The organism is Candidatus Limnocylindrus sp., assembly GCF_040397235.1.
GTDB lineage: Bacteria > Chloroflexota > Limnocylindria > Limnocylindrales > Limnocylindraceae > Limnocylindrus.
Map to the genome: position 1 here is coordinate 183,467 of NZ_JBBAWH010000001.1, position 18,329 is coordinate 201,795.

The following is an 18,329-nucleotide window of genomic DNA, read 5'->3' on the forward strand; positions in this document are numbered from 1 at the left end:
TCGCTCAGCCCGCTACAGCGTGCGCGCGAAGCTCCGTCACGCGCGACAGCACTAGGGTGGCCGCCTCGTTCACGGGGCGCTCAATCGTGGCTCCGGCGGCACGCGCATGACCGCCACCACCGAATGAGCCAACGATGGCGGTGGCGTCGGGGCCCTCCCCTTTCGTGCGCACAGAGATGCGCGCGGTGGTTGGGCCATCCTCTTTGAAGAAGATCGCGACATCAGCCTCTGAGACCTGCGCGAGTGCATCAACGATCCCCTCGCTCATCTCGAGCGTTGCGCCGGTTTCGGTGAGGTCAGCCAGCATCATCGTGGCGAAGACGGTGCGGCCACTATCAGTGGACTTCAAGCTCGCCAACACGCGCGCGTGCAGTTGCACCTGCGCGAGTGGCTTTGAGCGGTAGATCTTTCGTGAGATCTCACTGATCGGCGCGCCGGCGGCAAGCAGGAGCCCACCCACCTCTAGGGTTCGTGGGGTCGTGTTGCCATGCTGAAAAGTGGCGGTGTCCATGATCACGCCGGCTGCGAGTGTCGTAGCGAGCCGCCCCTGGTCTGCAGAGAGATCTGCCTTGAGCGCGAGTGCGATCAAGCTCACCATTTCGCAGGTTGCCGCGGCGCGCGCATCAACCCAGGCGAGTGGCCAGGTCGAATCGTTGGAGACATGGTGATCAATCAAGATCCGTGGCGTAGAGGCTGGCAGCGCATTGATCAGGTCGCCGATGCGTCCGGCTCGCTTCGGATCGGCGCAATCCACCAGCACGATGGCGTCTGGCGACCAACTCGGTGCCTCAAGGGAGACGTCGCCGATTGTTGGAATGACGTCATAGACCGCTGGTGGAGCGTCGGCGCTGATCACAGCGGCCTCCGCGCCGAACTGACCGAGGATAGCCTTTAATCCAAGGGCTGCACCAAGCGCATCGGCATCTGGTCGCTCATGCGGCACGACCCATAGCCTCTTCGCCACTCGAAGCGCTTCCAGCACGTTTGCAGGGACGGCCGCAAGTGCCATCGGCTGCAGTTCGTTGGCTCGGCGCACGAATTCCGCTGCGCGGACGATTCCCTGCTCGCTCATCCCTTACTCCTTCGGCTCTTCTCTTCAACCCCTGTACGTGTTGGGGCTGGAAGCGGCGAGAGGGTCTCTGGTGGGAGCCCTCCATCGGCAATGCTACCGAGTAGCTGCTGAATGCGCGCGCCACGATCGCCGGCCTCATCAAGTTCAAAGTGCAAATCGGGGACGCGTCGAATGCGCAGCCCCTTGCCGATCAAGGTGCGAAGGTGTGATGCGGCACTCTTCAGCGCTGCGAGTGAGGCGACGCGCTGCTCTTCACTACCGATGGTGCTAACAAAGACTTTGGCGTGGCGCAGGTCCGGCGACGTAGAGACGGAGGTAACGGTCACAAACCCGAGCCGTGGATCGCTCAGAGATCGTCCGATATGGGCACTGATCTCTTCTCGGAGAAGCTCGTCGACACGGGGCATCCGCTCAGACATGCTTAGAGGGTCCGCCTCGTCGACTTCTCGCCGATGATCTCCAAGATGTCGCCCTCGAGTACGGTGACCGATGCACCAAGGCCGATGCCGCACTCCTGGCCCTCTCTCACTTCACGAACATCATCACGGAAGCGACGCAGCGACTCGATCACATCAGTCGCAACAAGGTTACCGCCGCGCATGACGCGTACCTTCGCGCCGCGCGTAACGCGGCCCTCACGAATGATCGAACCCGCAATGACGAAGCCCTTACCAGGGAAGAGTTGCTTCACCTCGGCACGCCCTTCGACCACCTCTGACTTCTCAGGATCGAGCATCCCCTCAAGCGCAGCCTTCATATCGTCGGCGAGCTCGTAGATGATCTCGTAAAGGCGCACGTCAACCTTGTTGGTTTCAGCCATGCGGCGCGCACCTGGGGTGAGCGTGGTGGTGAAGCCGAGCACGATTGCATCAGATGCTGAGGCGAGCAGGATGTCGTTCTCGGTGACCTCCCCCGCGGCCGAGAGGAGCACGTTGATGCGCACCTCATCGCTCTGCAACTTCTCGAGCTGGTGTTCGATAGCGCCGAGTGATCCGGCCACATCGGACTTCAGAATGACGCGGACCTCTTTACCAGCTCCAGACTGAATGCGCTTATAGAGGTCCTCCATCGTGGCGTGGCCGCTATCGCGCCCAGCGCTCGTGGCGTCGGCGGCGGCCTCAGACCAGGAGCGGGCCTCCTTCTCGTCCACCGCAGTACGGAAGATCTCACCGCTGACGGGGACCTCGGGGAGACCTGAGACGACTACGGCTGTTGAGGGGCCCGCCAACTTGATCCGGCCCCCATCGGTCGACTCCAGCGAGCGGACCTTCCCTGAGATGGCACCGACAACCATGTGGTCACCAACGCGGAGGGTTCCCGTCTGCACGATCACGGTGGCGATCGGACCGCGCCCCTTGTCGCGCTCTGCCTCAATCACCGTGCCCACCGCAAGTCGCGCCGCATCAGCCTTGTAGTCACCGAGATCGGCGACGAGGAGGACCATGTCAAGGAGATCGTCGAGACCGGCGCCGGTTCGAGCCGACACCGCCACGAGTGGGACGTCGCCGCCGTAATCCTCGATCACGACATTCGATTCCGCGAGCTCCGTCTTCACGCGGTCCGGGTTTGCATCTGGCTTGTCAATCTTGTTGAGCGCGATGATGATCGGCACATTCGCCGCACGAGCGTGGCTGATCGCCTCTTTTGTCTGCGGCATCACGCCGTCGTCAGCGGCGACTACGACGATGGCGATATCTGTTACTCGCGCGCCACGCGCGCGCATCGCCGTAAACGCTTCGTGTCCAGGGGTGTCAAGGAAGAGAATTGAACGGTCGCCACGCTGCACCTGGCTGGCGCCAAGGTGCTGGGTAATGCCGCCACGCTCGCCCTCCGCAACGCTGGTCTTGCGCAGCGCATCGAGCAGGCTCGTCTTGCCGTGGTCGACGTGGCCCATGACGGTAACGATGGGGGCGCGCGAGATAAGTGCGGCGCCCGGATCTTCGCTGAAGAATTCTGTCTTTGTTGCAGCTGGTAGGGCCTCGGGGGTCGCCTCTGGCGCGACCTCGTCTTCGTCAGGCTCGGGCTCCTTGACGGTGAAGCCGAGCTCAGTGGCAATCAGGGAGGCAGTCTCGCGATCAATGCCCTGGTTCATGGTGGCAAAGACCCCACTGCGAATCAGTGGATTGATGATGTCCGCGGGGTTTACCTTGAGCAGCGTTGCAAGATCGCCGACCGCGATTGAGGCGGGCAATTCGAGGATGCCGTCATGAACCTGCGCTACGCGTGCTGGCTTCGGTTCTGGTGGTAAGCGATCGGGGCGCGGTGGACGGATGCTCTTACGCTGCTTCGTCATCTGCTACCCCCTTTCGTCTCGTCGGCTTCGTCGCTCAATCAGTATCTGCTCAAGATCTGTGGCCGCAATGCGACCCTTCAGCCCTCGTCGTAGTCCTTCACCGATCAGCAGGTCGTGGGCATGGTCGCCGCTCTGGCAGACCCACGCACCTCGACCGCCAACAGCGCCCGCTCGCACCACTCCATCTGCGGAGGCTCCGTACCGCACGAGCGTCTCCAGCGGCTGTGTCAGCCGACAGGCCACGCAGGTGCGCGCACGAACCGCGGGCGTCTTAGGCCCCCTCGCCCGCTGGGGCCACTGCAGGCACCTCAGCGGCTCCAGTTCCATCACTGGCGATGTCGATTCGGAATCCGGTGAGTCGCGCCGCTAGGCGGGCGTTCTGTCCGCCAGCGCCGATCGCAAGGGAGAGTGCGCGCTCGGGAACCACGACGGTTGCCGACTTGGCCGCCTCATCAACGGTGACCGAGACGACCGGCGCTGGTGAGAGAGCTCGCCCAATCGCCTCAGCTGCATCATCGGTGTGCGCGATGATGTCGATCTTTTCGCCACCAAGGTCTTCGACAACAGCCTGCACTCGTGCGCCACGTTGGCCAACGACTGCGCCGACCGGATCGAGTCCGACCTGCTTCGTTGCAACAACAATCTTGGTGCGGCTCCCCGGCTCACGAGCGATCGAGGTGATCTCCACCGTGCCCGCAGTCAGCTCAGGAACCTCAAGTTCAAAGAGCTTCTTGACGAAGTTCTTATGCGTACGCGTCAGAAGGATCTCTGGGCCACGAAGGGTTGTTCGCACTTCCAGTAGGAGTGCCTTGACGTTTTCGCCGATGCGGAAGGTGTCGAGCTGCGACTGCTCCGTTGCAGGCAGGTATGCCTCCGCCTTCCCCACGTCCAAGACGAGGTTGCGGCGATCGACGCGCATCACGACGCCGGTAAGAATCTCACCCGCACGCTCGGCGAACGACTGCATGGTCAGGTCGCGCTGGATCTGGATGAGGCGCTGCTGGAGCGCCTGGCGAGCCTGGGCCGCAACGATGCGACCCATATCAGCATCCATCTCTTCGAGTTCGATGAGGTCTCCAGCGACAGCACCTGGCCTCGTTGCCTGGGCCTCTTCTGGCGTCCACTCTGCGCCGGGGACGAGTACCTCTTCTACGACTCGGCGGGCCCGATAGACCCGCATTGCCCCTGATTCAGGATCAAGGCGCACGTGGATGTCGGATGAGGTGTGTCGGCGATTCAGAGCGACCGCGTAGGACTCCTCTGCCGCCTGCAACACCGCAGCTCGATCAATACCGCGCTCAGCGCCTAGCTGAATGAGGGCGATCACAAGCTCTTTGCTCACGTCACGCCTCCCCTCTGTACTTGCGACCCCGATAAAAAAGACGTGGGGGTCACCCACGTCTCTCGTCCGGCGGCCGTTGTTACACGAACTATACCACGGGCATGAAGAGCCTAAAACCGGCGTCCCCACGAGCCCTCTTGGCGCGCCTCAAGGCTGCGCAAAGACAGCGGCCCTAGCTCTTCGGGTAGTGGGCCTCTACATAGCGATCGAGGATCTCCAGGAATTCGGCGACGATCTTATCCCCGCGCAGGGTGGTGAGCAGGGCGCCATCCTGAAAGACGGGCGCTACCGGCTCCTCGAACGTGCCCGGAAGGCTGATCCCGAGGTTCGCATGCTTCGACTCCCCTGGCCCGTTAACCACGCAGCCCATCACCGCGACCTCGAGGCTCTCGACCCCTGGATGCAGCGGGCGCCACTCTGGCAGGCGCGCCTTGAGGTACGCCTGGATCTCTTGCGCCATCTCCTGGAAGAAGGTGCTCGTCGTGCGCCCACACCCCGGACACGAGGTGACCTGCGGCGAGAAGGCGCGGAGGCCAAGCGACTGCAGGATCTGCTGCGCCACCTCAACCTCGAGCGCGCGGTCCGCACCTGGCTCTGGCGTCAACGAGACGCGAATCGTGTCGCCGATCCCCTGGTTCAGCAGATGCCCGAGCGCGGCGCTAGTGGCCACGATCCCCTTCATCCCCATCCCCGCCTCGGTCAGGCCGAGATGCAGCGGATAGTCACAGCGGCCCGCAAGATTGGTGTACACGTCGAACAGATCACGCACGTTTGAGGTCTTGGCAGAGAGCAGAATGCGATCGTGCGGCAGCCCCGTGGCCTCGGCGAGTTCGGCCGACTGCGTTGCAGAGCGCACGATCGCCTCGATCGTTACTGCACGTGCGCTTGCCGGAGTGTCCGCTGCGGCGTTCTCCTCCATCAGTTTCGTTAAGAGGTCCTGGTCCAGCGACCCCCAGTTGACGCCAATGCGCACCGGCTTATCGTGATCAATCGCAACCTTAACGATCGTCTGGAAGTTCTCGTCACGGCGCTTGCTCCCCACATTGCCCGGATTGATCCGATACTTTGCCAGCAACGAGGCGCTCTTCGGGTGAGCGGCAAGTAGCTTGTGACCGTTGTAGTGGAAGTCGCCAACGATGGGCGTCGTGAGCCCCTCATCGGCGAGTCGCTGCACGATCTCGGGGATCGCCGCGGCAGATGCGTCGTTATTCACGGTGACGCGCACGATCTGACTTCCAGCCCGTGCCAGGTGCGCGACCTGCGCCGCGGTGCCCGCCGCGTCAGCGGTGTCGGTGTTCGTCATCGATTGCACAACGATTGGGTGGGCAGAGCCAACCAGCACGCCGCCAACAGAGACGCTCGGAGTTGAGCGACGAACTGGACGAAGTTGGTCTGGACTGTCGGCTGCAGGGCGGGCGACGACGTTCAGCTCGCGGCTCATCGATCTACTCCAAAGAGATTCAGGATGTCCCCGAGGGAGATCCAGGCGAAGAGGGCGAGCATGAGTACTGCACCTCCAGTGACGAGTTGGCGTTCGACGCGGCGACCACGCACCTCACCGAGCAGGCGACGTAGGAAGAGCGCAGCGACACGGCCACCATCAAGTGGCGGGATCGGCAGCAGATTCAGTACGGCGAGGTTTGCCGAGAGCAGTGCGGCGATATGCAAGAGGCCAGAAAAGCCGAGCTGACCTGCGGCCGCTGAGACACCGACGGCAATACCGATCGGGCCGGCAACGCCACCGGTGCCGTCAGATGGATTGAATGGTGACGTAATGAAGGTACCCAGTGCGCCCAGGATCGAGGTGCCGGCATCCCAGGTGCGCGCGACCGCAAGTCCAAGCGCATCAACGATCGGACGAGAGAGCGGCCCGGCGCCATCAATGGATGCAATCTGCACGCCCATGTAGCCCTGCCCTGCCGCCTCAGCGACGGTGCGCAGCGTCATGGAAACCTCGCGCGCCGTTTGGCCAGGAGTCTCCACCGTTACGCGCACGGTCTCCCCTGCTCGCTCAGGCAGGCTTCGGAGCGGTGAATCGAAGCGATCGAACGTCTCTCCCTCGACGCCCAGGATGCGATCACCTGGCAGTAGGCCGGCGGCGGCGGCTGGAGAGTATGGCTGCACATCGGCGAGGAGGATGCTGGCACTCTCAGCAAGTGGCCCAGAGAGGACGAACATCAGCAGGAAGGCAACCACGATGTTCATGGCGACCCCCGCAACCATCACCAACACCTTTGAGGTCAGGGTGGCTCGCTCCCAGCCTGCAGGGTCGGTATCACCCTCTTCGCTGCCAGCCATGCGCACAAAGCCACCGAGCGGGAGGGCATTGATGGTGAGCTCCGTGCGCCGACCGCGTAGCAGCGTGAAGAGGCGTGGCGGGAACCCGATACCAAATTCTGGTACATCGATGCCGCGGAGTCTCGCAACAATGAGGTGGCCCAACTCGTGCACGACGATGAGCGGCACCACGAGGAGCACGAATGCGAGCACAGGTCCGGCGATGCCGGTCAGAATCTCCATCAGGCGGCCCCACTCCAGCGCTCTGCGAACAGCGTCACCTCTTCATGCAGTGCGATCACCTCAGCGACGCTCGCTGGGGCGGAGCGCACGCCAAACCGCTCCACCGCATCGCGCAGCAGCTGCGGGATGCCGCCTAGCGGGAACTCGCCGGCCAGGAAGCGGGTAACCGCCACACCGTCGGCAGCGATCAGCGCGCCTGGAGCGGCACCGCCAGCTCGACCAGCCTCCAAGGCGATTGCCAGCCCTGGGAAGCGCACAAGGTCGGGCGCGGTGAACGTGAGTGATCCGTGCGATACGAGGTCCACGTTCAGGATTGTTGAAGCCATACGCATAGGATAGCCGAGGGCATAACCGATCGGCCCGCGCATATCTGGGCTCCCCATCTGGGCCTTTGTTGATCCGTCAACGAACTCCACGAGACCGTGCACGACGCTCTGCGGGTGCACCACGATCTTGATCTGTGCCATGGGCACGGAGAAGAGCCGATGCGCCTCGATCGCCTCAAGGCCCTTGTTCACCAGGGTCGCTGAATCGATGGTGATCTTCGCCCCCATGCTCCAGGTTGGGTGCTTGAGTGCCTTCACGGGAGTTGCGGCGGCAATCTCGGCGGCGGTCGATTCACGAAACGGTCCGCCACTCGCCGTCAGCCAGAGTGACCGAACGCGATCGAGCGTCTCGCCGACGAGGCACTGCCAGAGCGCCGAGTGCTCTGAGTCGACTGGTCGAAGGCGCTCAAGAGCGTTGCTCCCCTTGCGCTCTGCAGCTGCACGGGCGGCGCGCATCACCACATCACCTCCGGCGACGATCGTCTCCTTATTCGCGATCGCCACCGCCACACCCGCCTCAAGAGCGGCGACGGTTGCGGCAAGGCCGACAACACCAGTCGTGGCGATTAGGGCAACATCTGGTGCGGTATCAAGGACGATGGCCCGCAGATCATCCGCACTGCCGCCGACGAGGCTGCGCGCCTGCGGAGTGGCCGCTACCAGAGCATCATGCTGCTCACCACCGCGGCCTGATGCCAGAGCAACGAGTTCAAACTCCTCGGGGTGCTGCGCAATAACCTCGGCAGCTTGCAGGCCGATCGAGCCGCTTGCACCGAGCAGTGCGACGCGGATGCGGCTCACCTTAGGCTCGCAGTAGCAGCGCGGCGATGAGCGTCACTGGCGCCGCGAGCAGCAGGCTATCGATCCGATCGAGAACGCCACCATGTCCGGGGATCAGATTCGATGCACTCTCGGCGCCTGCAACACGCTTGAAGAGCGATTCAAGGAGGTCACCCGCCTCGGCCGCAGTGGCAATGATCAAACCCCAGACCAGCCCCCAGAGCGGGCGCGCCTCTTCGGGGGTGCCGAGTGTGAAGAGCGGCCCAGCGATCAGCGCACCAACGAGTCCCGCAGCAAGGATGCCGCCGATGAAGCCCTCGAGGCTCTTGCGCGGCGAAAGGACCGGCGCTAGCTTGCGTCGACCGATCGTGCGCCCAACGAGGTAGGCGGCGCTATCTGCCGTCCAAACGATTGCCAAGAGCCACACGATCCAACGTGCCGGCGCGCCTCGATCAAGTGGGTCGAGCGACGCGAGAAGTGGGAGGAGCGTCAGCGGGCTCAACCAAATCACGGCAGCCATCGTTCCAAGAAGTAGTCGCAGCTCAGGTTCCAACCTCTTCTCTGTTGCGCGCACCGCTCGACGGATCACCGTACCTACGAAGATCAGGAGTGCTGAGATGGTCAGCACTCCGCCTAGTACCGGTGAGATGGCGGCGGAGAGCGGGCTGACCAAGATGACGGTGATCCAGAACGCAGAGGCACCGCCAAGCACCTTGGTGAGGATTCGAGCCGCTTCTCGTGCAGCGAGGCTGATGAGGAGAACGGTTACCGCGAGTGTGCCTGCTGGCGGGAAGAGCGCAACGGCGGCGACGGGAAGGATCAAGAGCGAGCCGATCGCCCGCTGGGTCAGCGCCCCGCTGCTCATCGCCCGAACCGCCGGATGCGCTGGGCATAGGCCGCGATCGCCGCATCAAGATCCTCAGCGCCAAAATCCGGCCAGAGTGTTGCCGTCGTCACGATCTCCGCGTAGGCGCTCTGCCACAACAGGAAGTTCGAGAGGCGCTCCTCCCCGCCCGTGCGGATAACGAGATCAGGGTCTGGTGTGCCGACGGTGTAGAGGGCGTCGGCGATCGTACGCTCATCGATGCTCTCAGGGGAGAGGCCAGCGGTCACAATCGTGCGAATGGCATCAACAATCTCGGTGCGACTGCCGTAGTTAAAGGCAACAGCCAACTGGAGCTTTGTGCCACCTACCGTCTTTGCACACGCAGCGGCAATGCGCTCCTGCGCCTGATCTGGCAGCTCGGCGAGTCGACCGAGAAAACGAACGGCCACCCCCTGCGCAAGCAGCTCGGGCGTTTCATCATCGATCACCTTCGCCAGGAGATTGAAGAGCTGCGCTACCTCCTTGTCGCTGCGGGCCCAGTTCTCGCGGCTGAAGGCGTAGACGGTTAGGTGTGGGATGCCGATCTGCACTGCGTGCTTGAGGACGGTGCGCAACGCCTCTGTGCCGGCGACGTGCCCTTCGAGTTCATCGAGGTTCCGACCGCGTGCCCAGCGCCGATTCCCGTCCATGATGATGGCGACATGGTTCGGTCCGCCTTCGGGCGGTGGGGTGCTGTGCACCAGCGGCTGCGCATCAGCAGGTCGCCGAATTTCGGCGTCGGTCACCCTTCGAGAACCTCGCGCTCCTTCGCAGCGGTTAGCTTGTCGATCTCAGCAATCTTTCCATCGGTCAGCTTCTGGAGCGCCTCGAGCTGGCGGCGGGCATCATCCTCGCCGATCTCCTTGGCCTTCTCCGCCTTCTTGACCGCCTCTTGCTCGTCACGTCGAACATTGCGGATCTCAACGCGCGCCTCTTCGGCCCGCTTCCCCATCTGCTTTACGAGGTCCTTGCGGCGCTCCTCTGTCATTGCAGGAACGCGGAGGCGGATAACTCCACCGTCTACCGCAGGGGTCATGCCGAGCTGGGCGTTGTTGAGCGCCTTCTCAATGGCGGGGATCGCCGACCTATCCCACGGCTGAATCACCAGTAGGGTGTTCTCTGGGACGCTGATCCCGGCCATCTGGTTGAGTGGCGTAATCGCGCCGTAGTGCTCAACGGTGACGCGCTCAACGAGCGACGCACTGGCACGCCCTGTGCGGAAGCCGCCCAAATCCTTACCAAAGGCGTCGACCGCCTTGGTCATGCGCTCAGCTGCCGTGCCGCTCATCGCGTACCCCCTTTGCTGATCAGGGTGCCGACCTTCTCGCCGCGCACCGCCTTCAGAATATTCTCGTGGGCGTCAAGGTCAAAGACCACGATCGGCAGGTCATTCTCCATGCAGAGCGAGACGGCGGCGGCATCGAGGACGCGGAGCCCATCAACCAGCACCTGCCCGTAGGTGATCGCTGGATACCGCTTCGCATCGGGATACTTGACTGGATCCTTGTCGTAGACGCCGTCGACCTTGGTAGCCTTCAACACGACCTCAGCGCCAATCTCCACCGCGCGCAGCGCTGCAGCCGTGTCGGTGGTGAAGTACGGGTTCCCCGTGCCGGCCACAAAGATAACCACGCGCCCCTTCTCGAGGTGCCGCACGGCGCGTCGGCGGATGTACGGCTCGGCGACCTCATTCATGTCGATGGCGGTCATCACTCGCGTTGGGACTCCTGCGCGCTCAAGTGCGTCTTGGAGGGCGAGACCATTCATCGCTGTAGCGAGCATGCCGATGTAGTCGGCGGTGGCGCGATCCATGCCAGTAGCGGTTGCTGCAGCCATGCCACGGAAGATGTTTCCGCCGCCGACCACGATGCCAACCTGCACACTGAGCGCCGTCACTGCCTTCACCTGTTCGGCAACGAATGCGACGACTTCAGGATCAACACCGTACTCAAGCTTCCCGAGGAGTGCCTCCCCGGAGAGCTTCAGCAGAATTCGCTGATAGCGTGTGGTTTCGGTCATGCCGCCTCCACCGCCCCAATCATGTGGGGCCTACAGCTCCTCGCCGAGTGCGTAGCGCACGAAGCGCCGCACTCGGATGTTCTCACCAATCGTGGCAATTGCGTTCGTAATCAGCTGAGCAACCGTCTCGTCACCGTCGCGGAACGGCTGATCGAGAAGGCAGACCTCTTCGAACCACTTGCGGAGTTGGCCCTCAACGATTTGCGCCCGCATCGCCTCTGGCTTCTTGGCGAGCGCCTCATCCTCAAGGAGTGCGGCGCGCTTCGCCTCGAGTGCAGCGGCAGGGATCTGCTCCTGGCTGACATAGAGCGGGTGAAGTCCTGCAATCTGCATCGCAATGTCTTTCACCAACTTCTGGAACTGCTCATTGCGCGCCACGAAGTCCGTCTCACAATTGATCTCGAGAAGCACGCCGACGCGGCCGCCGGTATGGATGTACGAAGAGACGAGTCCCTCACGTGCATCTCGACCGGCCTTCTTCGCGGCGGCGGCTAAGCCAGCCTCACGAAGTGCCAGTACGGCCTTCTCAACATCGCCGCCGCACTCTTCGAGTGCGCGCTTGCAATCCATCATCCCAGCGCCTGTGCGCTCGCGTAGGTCTCGTACCGCCTCTGCGCTAATCGCCATGGTGGCCTCCTTACACTGCTGGGGTGGTGCCGACGGCGGGCGCAGGCTCCTCGTCAGGCGAGAAGCTCAGCGTGCCGGTAGCACTCAGCGCGGCAACGAGGTCGTCCTGCACATCTGAAGACTCGGGTGCATCTGCGGCGTTCTCAGCAGCTGCTGCTGCGGCCTCTTGCGCCTCAAGTTCAGGCAAACGTGCGGCGCGAATCGCAGCGCCTTCGATCACCGCATCAGCAACGGCGGTGCAGATCAAGCGAATGCACTTGATCGCGTCGTCATTTACTGGGATCGGATAGGTGAGCAGATCGGGATTAACGTTGGTGTCGGCGGTGCCGACAACAGGGATCCCGAGCTTGTTCGCCTCAATCGCGGCGAGGGTCTCGCGGCTTGGGTCAATGATGAAGACCATGCCTGGGGCCTTGCGCAAACGGCGCATGCCGCCGAGCGCTCCGCGAAGCTTCTCCAGCTTGTCGCCAAGCTTGGACGCCTCTTTCTTCGACATGATGGCGAACTCGCCAGCCTGCTCTCGAGCCTCAAGCTGCTCCATGAGGGTGAGGCGCTTACGAATCGTCATGAAGTTGGTGAGCATGCCGCCGAGCCAGCGCTTGATCACGTATGGCTGGCCGGCGCGGGTCGCCTCGTCCTGAATCGGAGCCTGCGCCTGCTTCTTGGTACCGACGAAGAGAATGGTCTCCCCGTTTGCGCTCGCGTCGCGCACGGCGTCGAGGGCAATTTGCAGGCGCTTCGCACTCTTGGCGAGGTCGAGGATGTGGATCCCGTTGCGCTGCGCGAAGATAAACGGCGCCATCTTGGGATTCCATCGGCGTGTCTGGTGCCCGAAGTGGGCTCCGACCTCGAGGAGGTCGCGCATCGTTACTGGTGCCATAGTTCTCCTTGCACGGTTATTCCACCGCGGGGCGCCGTCACGACCCCGAAGGGCCACCGTAGTGAGGCGTCTTGTTCCGCGTGCGTATTTCGACCCCTTGCGGGGGCGGACGTCCGATTCGGACGCTCGGGAATCCTAGCACGGGGCGCCGAGCCCCTAGGCGACCCCGCGAACGAGGCGGAGCCGCTCGCGCCCGGGGCTGCCGAGCACGAGGAGGAGGTCGATGCGGCACCCCTCTGGGAGGTGGGCACGCTGCCGCCGCAGAGCCCGCATCTTACGTGCCCCCAGGAGCTCTGACGGCGAGGCGGCACCCACGGAGCCACGGCGCCGCACCTCGATGGCAACGAGGAGGCCGCGCGGGTCACGCGCGAGCAGGTCCACCTCAAGTTGCCCGAGTCGGAGGTTGCGCGAAAGGATCACCCAGCCGCTGCGAGCCAGGGATCGCGCCGCAAGAGCTTCGGCCTCACGACCGACGATTGCACGCTGCGCACTGCTGACTGCCACTTCGACATGTTCAGGCCAGCCGCGCACCTATCGCGTACTCCCTAGATTTAGCCTCGAGGCGACAGCCCGAGGCGTGCTGCAACCGGCGCATAGGTGCGGCGATGATGCGGCGTCACGCCGAGCGCATCGAGCGCTGCAAGGTGTGCGGGGGCTGGATAGCCCACATTCGATTCCCAGCCGTATCCGGGGTAGCGCAGTGAGAGTTCGGCCATGAGCTTGTCGCGAAGCACCTTCGCGACGATGGAGGCACAGGCGATCGCATAGACCGACTGATCGCCGCGGACGACCGTCGCGTGTGGTCCGATCAGGTCGCGGAGTTCGCGCGCGCTACTCCCATCGACGAGGGCAAAGTCTGGCGCCGCCCCCCTTCTGCGAGAGAGTTGCGCTACGGCACGAGCCATCGCGCGATGTGATGCTGCGCGGGGGTTGATGCGTTCTACCTCTCGCGCTGAAGCGGCGCCGATACCGATGGCGAGCGCAACGTCTCGGATCTGCTGCGCGAGCACGACGCGGCGCGCTGGCGTCAGCATCTTCGAATCGCGAACGCCTCGGATCGGATCCCCTGCAGGCATCAAAATGGCGCAGGCCACGACAGGTCCGGCGAGCGGGGCAAGGCCTACCTCATCAATGCCGATGACGGCACGTTCAGGATGACCGTGGCGTAGCTCAAGTTCGCGAGTTGGCAGTGTGCGGCCACTCTTGGGCCGCAGGTCGCTCACTCCGGAGCCTTCTCCGATTCCTCAGCGACTGGCGCCTCAACAGGCGCGCCCTCTTCGGTGGCGACTTCGGCGTTCACCTCGGCCGCTTCAGCAACTGGCGCCTCAACGACTGGAGCTTCGGCAACGACCTCGGCTGCAGTTGTAGCAGCGGCGGCCTCTTCAGCAGCAACGGCTGCGGCGGCGGTAGCGGCTACTGCGGCCTCTTCCGTTGCAACCACTGCGGCGGCTGCGGCGATCACGGCGTCAGCTTCGTCCTTGATGGCCTTCTTTGCGGCGGCCTTGACCTGATTCTTGGCAATGTCGGTGGCGCTATCGCGGCGCTCGCGGAGCGACGACTGCTTGCCAACACGATCGCGGAGGAAGTAGAGCTGGGCCCGGTTCGATACACCGTGGCGGACCACTTCAATCTTCTCGATGCGTGGGCTGTGCACCTTGAAGGTTCGCTCGACGCCAACGCCTGAGGCGATGCGTCGGACGGTGATGTTCAAGCCGAGTCCGCCGCCGCGCAGGCGCATGACGGTGCCCTCGAATACCTGAATGCGCTCTCGGTTCCCTTCAACGACCTTTGCCGACACCTTGACGGTGTCGCCGGTCTTGATCTCCGGGAGATCGCTCTTCATCTGGGCGTCGGTCAGCGTGCGGATCAGATCCATAGTTAGTCTCCGTGGTGGCCGACAGAACCTGTCGGCGCGGGCGGTGAGAATAGCACAGCCCCCCTGGGGCCTCCCCTTATGACCCCTCGCTCCCCTTCGCAGGCTTGGCGAGGTCAGGACGCTGGCGCTGGGTGCGGCGGACCGCCTCCTCGTGCCGCCAGGCGGCTACTCCAGCGTGGTTCCCTGAGAGGAGGATCTCGGGGACCCCCACCCCACGGAATTCGGCGGGGCGGGTGAACTGGGGGTACTCCAGAAGTTCCCCAGAGAACGACTCCTCGGAGAGTGACGCGGCATCAATGGCGCCTGGGACGAGACGCAGGATCGCGTCACAGAGGACGATCGCCGCCGGCTCGCCACCGGAGAGGACGAAGTCGCCGATGCTCAGTTCGAGATCCACATAGGCGCGGACGCGGTCATCCACCCCTTCGTAGCGACCGCAGATGATGATCAGATGTGAGGCTGCCGCCAGCGCGCGGACGCGTGGCTGCCGCAGGCGTTTGCCGCCCGCATCGAAGAGGATCACGGTGGAGTCTGGGCCGCGCAGCGCGTCGATCGCATCAACAAGCGGCTCTGGTCGCAGGAGCATCCCCGCCCCGCCGCCATACGGCTCATCGTCGACCGAGCGGTGCTTCCCGATCCCCCAGGTGCGTAGATCGTGGCAGGTGAGGGTGGCCAAACCGCGCTCAAGGGCACGCGCGGGGATGCTGGCGGAGAGCGCCGACATGATCGTTTCCGGGAAGAGTGAGATCACATCAATCTTCAGCACTGCCGGACCTCGCCACTCATGCATCACCTGCTGGGGGCTTCGCGGCACGCTGCTTCGGCCGGCGCGATGCCTTTGCGGCACGCAGCGAGGCGATGCTGCCAGGCGTCTTCTCTGGACCACGCCGACGAACTGGCTTTGCGGTTCGAACCGTGAGCTCTGACCCCGTGAGATCGGCAACGATGCGCCCTTCGCGTGGCGCGAACTCCACGATCACCGACGCAACGGCCGGCAGGTCAATCTCTCCCCCATCTGGCGTTCGTACGACATACACCTCGGCGCCGCCTGCGCGATAGAGATCATGAACTTCACCGATGATTTCACCTTGAGGGTCGCGCACCGTCACTCCAATCACTTCGTCCCAGAGTACGCGGTCTGGTGGGATCTGCACCTGGGCGGCTGGGATCGTGAGGTAGGCACCAACAAGTCGTTCGCCCGCCAACCGACTCTGCACCTCACCGACGCGAATAAAGAGGCCTGGGGAGCTAGGGGTTACCTCGAGGATTGTGAGGACGCGCTCAGAGCCTTCAACAGAGAGACGAGCACCAGGAAGAAAGCGCTGCTCGGGAAGGTCGGTTAGGACCTCGAGACGAAGGGTGCCATCAAGACCGCGAACGCCGCGCACCTGCGCAACGCGCAGGTCCGTCGTTACATCAGCCAATTTCGAGGACGTAGTTCTCTCCGGTGCGATTTGAAACGACCTTCAACAGGCTGCGCATCGCCTTGGCAATGCTGCCGTTGCGCCCGATGACTCGGCCCATGTCCTCTTCATCAACGACAAGGCGCAAGATGATGGAGTCGCCATCCTCTTCGACCTCAACGCTGACACCGTCTGGATTATCGGCAAGGGACTTTGCGACATATTCAACAAGTTGCGCTGCTGCCACTTACGCCTCCTCGGCGGCAGGTGCCGCCTCTGCTGGTGCCTCTTCGACAACGGGTGCAGCTTCAACAGCCGCGACTTCCTCTACCGGTGCAGCTTCGGCGACAGGAGCAGCTTCAGCCGGAGCGGCCTCAGGGGCTGCAGCATCAGCGGTTGCTTCGACAGCGGCCTCTGGTGCGGCCTCAACGACCACCGTTGGCTCATCGACAACTGGACGCGTCCCAGGCTTGGTGTAGCCCGGCGTTGCAGCCTTCGCCAACGTCTTGCCGCCCGTGGCAATTCCGCCGGCGCGCGCCTTGGTGATCAACTTGCCGACCACGTCAGATGGCTGTGCGCCCTTGGCGATCCAGGCATCAACCTTGGCGAGATCAAGCACCAGCGTCATCGGCTCAGTGCGTGGGTTGTAGTGGCCGAGAATTTCCAGTGAGCGACCATCTCGTGGCGAACGGCGATCAGTGGCAACCACGCGATACGATGGCTGCTTAGATGCGCCCACGCGGGTCAAACGGATCCGAACACTCATCCCTGATGCATCCTCCGAGGCGCCGCCCCTTACGGTGCGGCTGGTGGTCCTGGCGTTGCCAGGGGGTCAGTCCGTGAATCCTAGCCGCTCAGCGGCTCGGGCGCATCCCTCCCCGTGGACTAGCGTCGTTTGCCACCCTTTTTCGCCCGCTTTTCACGCTTCGCCGCTTTAGGAGGGATCCGCCCGCCCGCGTGCTTGCCAGGGAGGCCTCCGCCGCCGCCCATCAACCGGCTCGGGTCTCCGCCACCGGCGCGTCGCATCAGGGTGCGCATCTCCTCGAGTCGCTTGACCAGCCGATTGACCTCCTCGATCGCTCGCCCCGCCCCTGCGGCAATCCGCCGCCTTCGCGGCAGGGTCAAGAGGGCTGGGTCACGCCGTTCGGCGGGGGTCATCGAAAGGATGATCGCCTCCGTGCGCTTCAGTTCACCGCTGGCGACGGCGGCCTCGGCCTGCTCGGCCATCCCGCCCATCCCAGGGATCATCTTGACAACCTGGCCGATCGGCCCGAGCGATGCCATTTGGCGGAGTTGGCCGAGAAGATCGTCGAAGGTCATCCCGCCACGCAGTGCACGAGCCTCTACCGCCTTCGCGCGGACCTCGGCATCCGGCGCCGCGAGCGGTCCAATCTCGGCGTCGCGGACGCGCTCGGCCAGCGTTGCAAGATCGCCCATGTCGAGAATGCGGTTGGCAATGCGCTCGGGATGGAAACGCTCCAGTGCATCGGAGCGCTCACCGGTGCCCACATAGACGACCGGGATTCCTGCACCGCCGGCAATCGAGAGTGCGGCACCACCGCGCGCATCTCCGTCAAGTTTGGAGAGGATGAGTCCCGTCGGCTCAGCCACGGTCTTAAATCCTTCGGCGATCGCCAGGGCTGACTGACCGGTGGCCGCGTCGAGAACCAAGAGCCGCTCGCGCGGCTTCGTCGCGTCACGAAGGTCGCGCAACTCTTCCAGGAGCTCGTCGTCGAGGGTGGTGCGCCCTGAGCTGTCGATGATCACAACGTCAAGGCCGAGGCGTCGGGCTGCGGCGATGGCACGCGTTCCAATCTCTGCCACTGGCGTACCGAGTGGTTCGCGATGCATTGGCACCTTGATTGCAGCGGCCAAGGTTGCGAGCTGCTCTGCCGCTGCCGGTCGACGTGGGTCGGCGGCAACGAGCAGCGGACGTCGGCCATCTTTCGCCAGGCGGTAGGCAAGCTTTGCCGCCGTTGTTGTTTTACCCGCACCTTGCAAGCCGAGCAGAAGGATGGTGGCTGGTCGCTCGCGCAGGTCGAGGTCGCGACCAGAGCCACCCAGCGTCTCCGTCAGCGCGCTGTGCAGGATTCCGAGCATGCGCTCGCCAGCGCCTAAGCCGCCGACGATCTCGCTTGCGCGCGCTCGCTCGCCGATGCGCTCCAACAGCTGCGCAACAACGGGCATCGCAACATCTGCGCCGACCAGGGAGGTGCGAATGTCGGCAAGGCCGGCCTCAAGGTCGGCGGCACTGATTCGCCCGCTCCCCGTAAGGCGGCGGAGTGAGGCCCGAAGACTGCTACCGAGCGCGTCAAACATGTCGAGA

22 protein-coding genes are annotated in these 18,329 nt (G+C 63.8%); all 22 read right to left on the minus strand.

The annotated features are described in order from the left end of the window. Nucleotides 1–4: 4 nt before the first annotated feature. Nucleotides 5–1,072, minus strand: a complete 1,068-nt coding sequence (locus tag AC3LB0_RS00940; RefSeq protein WP_488649300.1) for a DHH family phosphoesterase — start codon at nt 1,070–1,072, stop codon at nt 5–7. Then, on the minus strand, nt 1,069–1,491 hold the full coding sequence (gene rbfA / locus AC3LB0_RS00945) for a 30S ribosome-binding factor RbfA (protein ID WP_488649301.1): 423 nt from the start codon (nt 1,489–1,491) through the stop codon (nt 1,069–1,071). Before rbfA ends, AC3LB0_RS00940 begins: the two co-directional genes overlap by 4 nt. Nucleotides 1,492–1,493: 2 nt before the next feature. Next, nucleotides 1,494–3,365 (minus strand): translation initiation factor IF-2, encoded by a 1,872-nt coding sequence (gene infB / locus AC3LB0_RS00950; RefSeq protein ID WP_488649302.1) that lies wholly within the window; start codon nt 3,363–3,365, stop codon nt 1,494–1,496. Between the two features lie 3 nt (nt 3,366–3,368). Further along, nucleotides 3,369–3,608 (minus strand): YlxR family protein, encoded by a 240-nt coding sequence (locus AC3LB0_RS00955; protein WP_488649303.1) that lies wholly within the window; start codon nt 3,606–3,608, stop codon nt 3,369–3,371. Nucleotides 3,609–3,636: 28 nt separating this feature from the next. Further along, complete coding sequence (gene nusA / locus AC3LB0_RS00960; protein ID WP_488649304.1) at nt 3,637–4,707, minus strand: transcription termination factor NusA; 1,071 nt, start codon at nt 4,705–4,707, stop codon at nt 3,637–3,639. A 172-nt stretch (nt 4,708–4,879) separates the two neighbouring features. Then, nucleotides 4,880–6,148 carry a flavodoxin-dependent (E)-4-hydroxy-3-methylbut-2-enyl-diphosphate synthase gene (gene ispG, locus AC3LB0_RS00965; RefSeq protein ID WP_488649305.1) on the minus strand — a complete coding sequence of 423 codons (1,269 nt, stop codon included), beginning with the start codon at nt 6,146–6,148 and terminating at the stop codon, nt 4,880–4,882. After that, nucleotides 6,145–7,227 (minus strand): M50 family metallopeptidase, encoded by a 1,083-nt coding sequence (locus AC3LB0_RS00970; protein WP_488649306.1) that lies wholly within the window; start codon nt 7,225–7,227, stop codon nt 6,145–6,147. Before AC3LB0_RS00970 ends, ispG begins: the two co-directional genes overlap by 4 nt. After that, nucleotides 7,227–8,354, minus strand: a complete 1,128-nt coding sequence (locus AC3LB0_RS00975) for a 1-deoxy-D-xylulose-5-phosphate reductoisomerase (protein WP_488649307.1) — start codon at nt 8,352–8,354, stop codon at nt 7,227–7,229. Before AC3LB0_RS00975 ends, AC3LB0_RS00970 begins: the two co-directional genes overlap by 1 nt. Nucleotide 8,355: 1 nt before the next feature. Then, a complete protein-coding gene (locus tag AC3LB0_RS00980) occupies nt 8,356–9,198 on the minus strand; it encodes a phosphatidate cytidylyltransferase (RefSeq protein WP_488649308.1) in 843 nt (280 codons plus the stop codon). Then, on the minus strand, nt 9,195–9,944 hold the full coding sequence (uppS, locus tag AC3LB0_RS00985) for a polyprenyl diphosphate synthase (protein ID WP_488649309.1): 750 nt from the start codon (nt 9,942–9,944) through the stop codon (nt 9,195–9,197). Before uppS ends, AC3LB0_RS00980 begins: the two co-directional genes overlap by 4 nt. After that, nucleotides 9,941–10,486 carry a ribosome recycling factor gene (gene frr / locus AC3LB0_RS00990; RefSeq protein ID WP_488649310.1) on the minus strand — a complete coding sequence of 182 codons (546 nt, stop codon included), beginning with the start codon at nt 10,484–10,486 and terminating at the stop codon, nt 9,941–9,943. Before frr ends, uppS begins: the two co-directional genes overlap by 4 nt. Beyond that, nucleotides 10,483–11,217 carry a UMP kinase gene (gene pyrH, locus AC3LB0_RS00995; protein WP_488649311.1) on the minus strand — a complete coding sequence of 245 codons (735 nt, stop codon included), beginning with the start codon at nt 11,215–11,217 and terminating at the stop codon, nt 10,483–10,485. The genes frr and pyrH overlap by 4 nt, the downstream gene beginning before the upstream one ends. Before the next feature lie 30 nt (nt 11,218–11,247). After that, a complete protein-coding gene (gene tsf / locus AC3LB0_RS01000; RefSeq protein ID WP_488649312.1) occupies nt 11,248–11,844 on the minus strand; it encodes a translation elongation factor Ts in 597 nt (198 codons plus the stop codon). A 10-nt stretch (nt 11,845–11,854) separates the two neighbouring features. Beyond that, the gene (rpsB, locus tag AC3LB0_RS01005; protein WP_488649313.1) at nt 11,855–12,724 is read right to left on the minus strand and encodes a 30S ribosomal protein S2; all 870 of its coding nucleotides are present in this window, start codon (nt 12,722–12,724) and stop codon (nt 11,855–11,857) included. Nucleotides 12,725–12,880: 156 nt separating this feature from the next. Further along, entirely contained in the window at nt 12,881–13,228 is a 348-nt protein-coding gene (locus AC3LB0_RS01010; protein WP_488649314.1) for a YraN family protein, read from the minus strand. 47 nt (nt 13,229–13,275) lie between these two features. Beyond that, entirely contained in the window at nt 13,276–13,947 is a 672-nt protein-coding gene (gene rnhB / locus AC3LB0_RS01015) for a ribonuclease HII (protein WP_488649315.1), read from the minus strand. Next, a complete protein-coding gene (rplS, locus tag AC3LB0_RS01020) occupies nt 13,944–14,600 on the minus strand; it encodes a 50S ribosomal protein L19 (protein WP_488649316.1) in 657 nt (218 codons plus the stop codon). Before rplS ends, rnhB begins: the two co-directional genes overlap by 4 nt. A 76-nt stretch (nt 14,601–14,676) precedes the next feature. Continuing rightward, nucleotides 14,677–15,366, minus strand: a complete 690-nt coding sequence (gene trmD / locus AC3LB0_RS01025) for a tRNA (guanosine(37)-N1)-methyltransferase TrmD (RefSeq protein ID WP_488649317.1) — start codon at nt 15,364–15,366, stop codon at nt 14,677–14,679. 16 nt (nt 15,367–15,382) lie between these two features. After that, nucleotides 15,383–16,024, minus strand: a complete 642-nt coding sequence (gene rimM / locus AC3LB0_RS01030; protein WP_488649318.1) for a ribosome maturation factor RimM — start codon at nt 16,022–16,024, stop codon at nt 15,383–15,385. Next, nucleotides 16,017–16,250 carry a KH domain-containing protein gene (locus AC3LB0_RS01035; RefSeq protein ID WP_488649319.1) on the minus strand — a complete coding sequence of 78 codons (234 nt, stop codon included), beginning with the start codon at nt 16,248–16,250 and terminating at the stop codon, nt 16,017–16,019. Before AC3LB0_RS01035 ends, rimM begins: the two co-directional genes overlap by 8 nt. Continuing rightward, nucleotides 16,251–16,769: a 30S ribosomal protein S16 gene (gene rpsP, locus AC3LB0_RS01040; protein WP_488649320.1), complete on the minus strand. Its 519-nt coding sequence runs from the start codon at nt 16,767–16,769 to the stop codon at nt 16,251–16,253. Between the two features lie 119 nt (nt 16,770–16,888). Then, nucleotides 16,889–18,322: a signal recognition particle protein gene (locus tag AC3LB0_RS01045; protein ID WP_488649321.1), complete on the minus strand. Its 1,434-nt coding sequence runs from the start codon at nt 18,320–18,322 to the stop codon at nt 16,889–16,891. Nucleotides 18,323–18,329 lie beyond the last annotated feature (7 nt).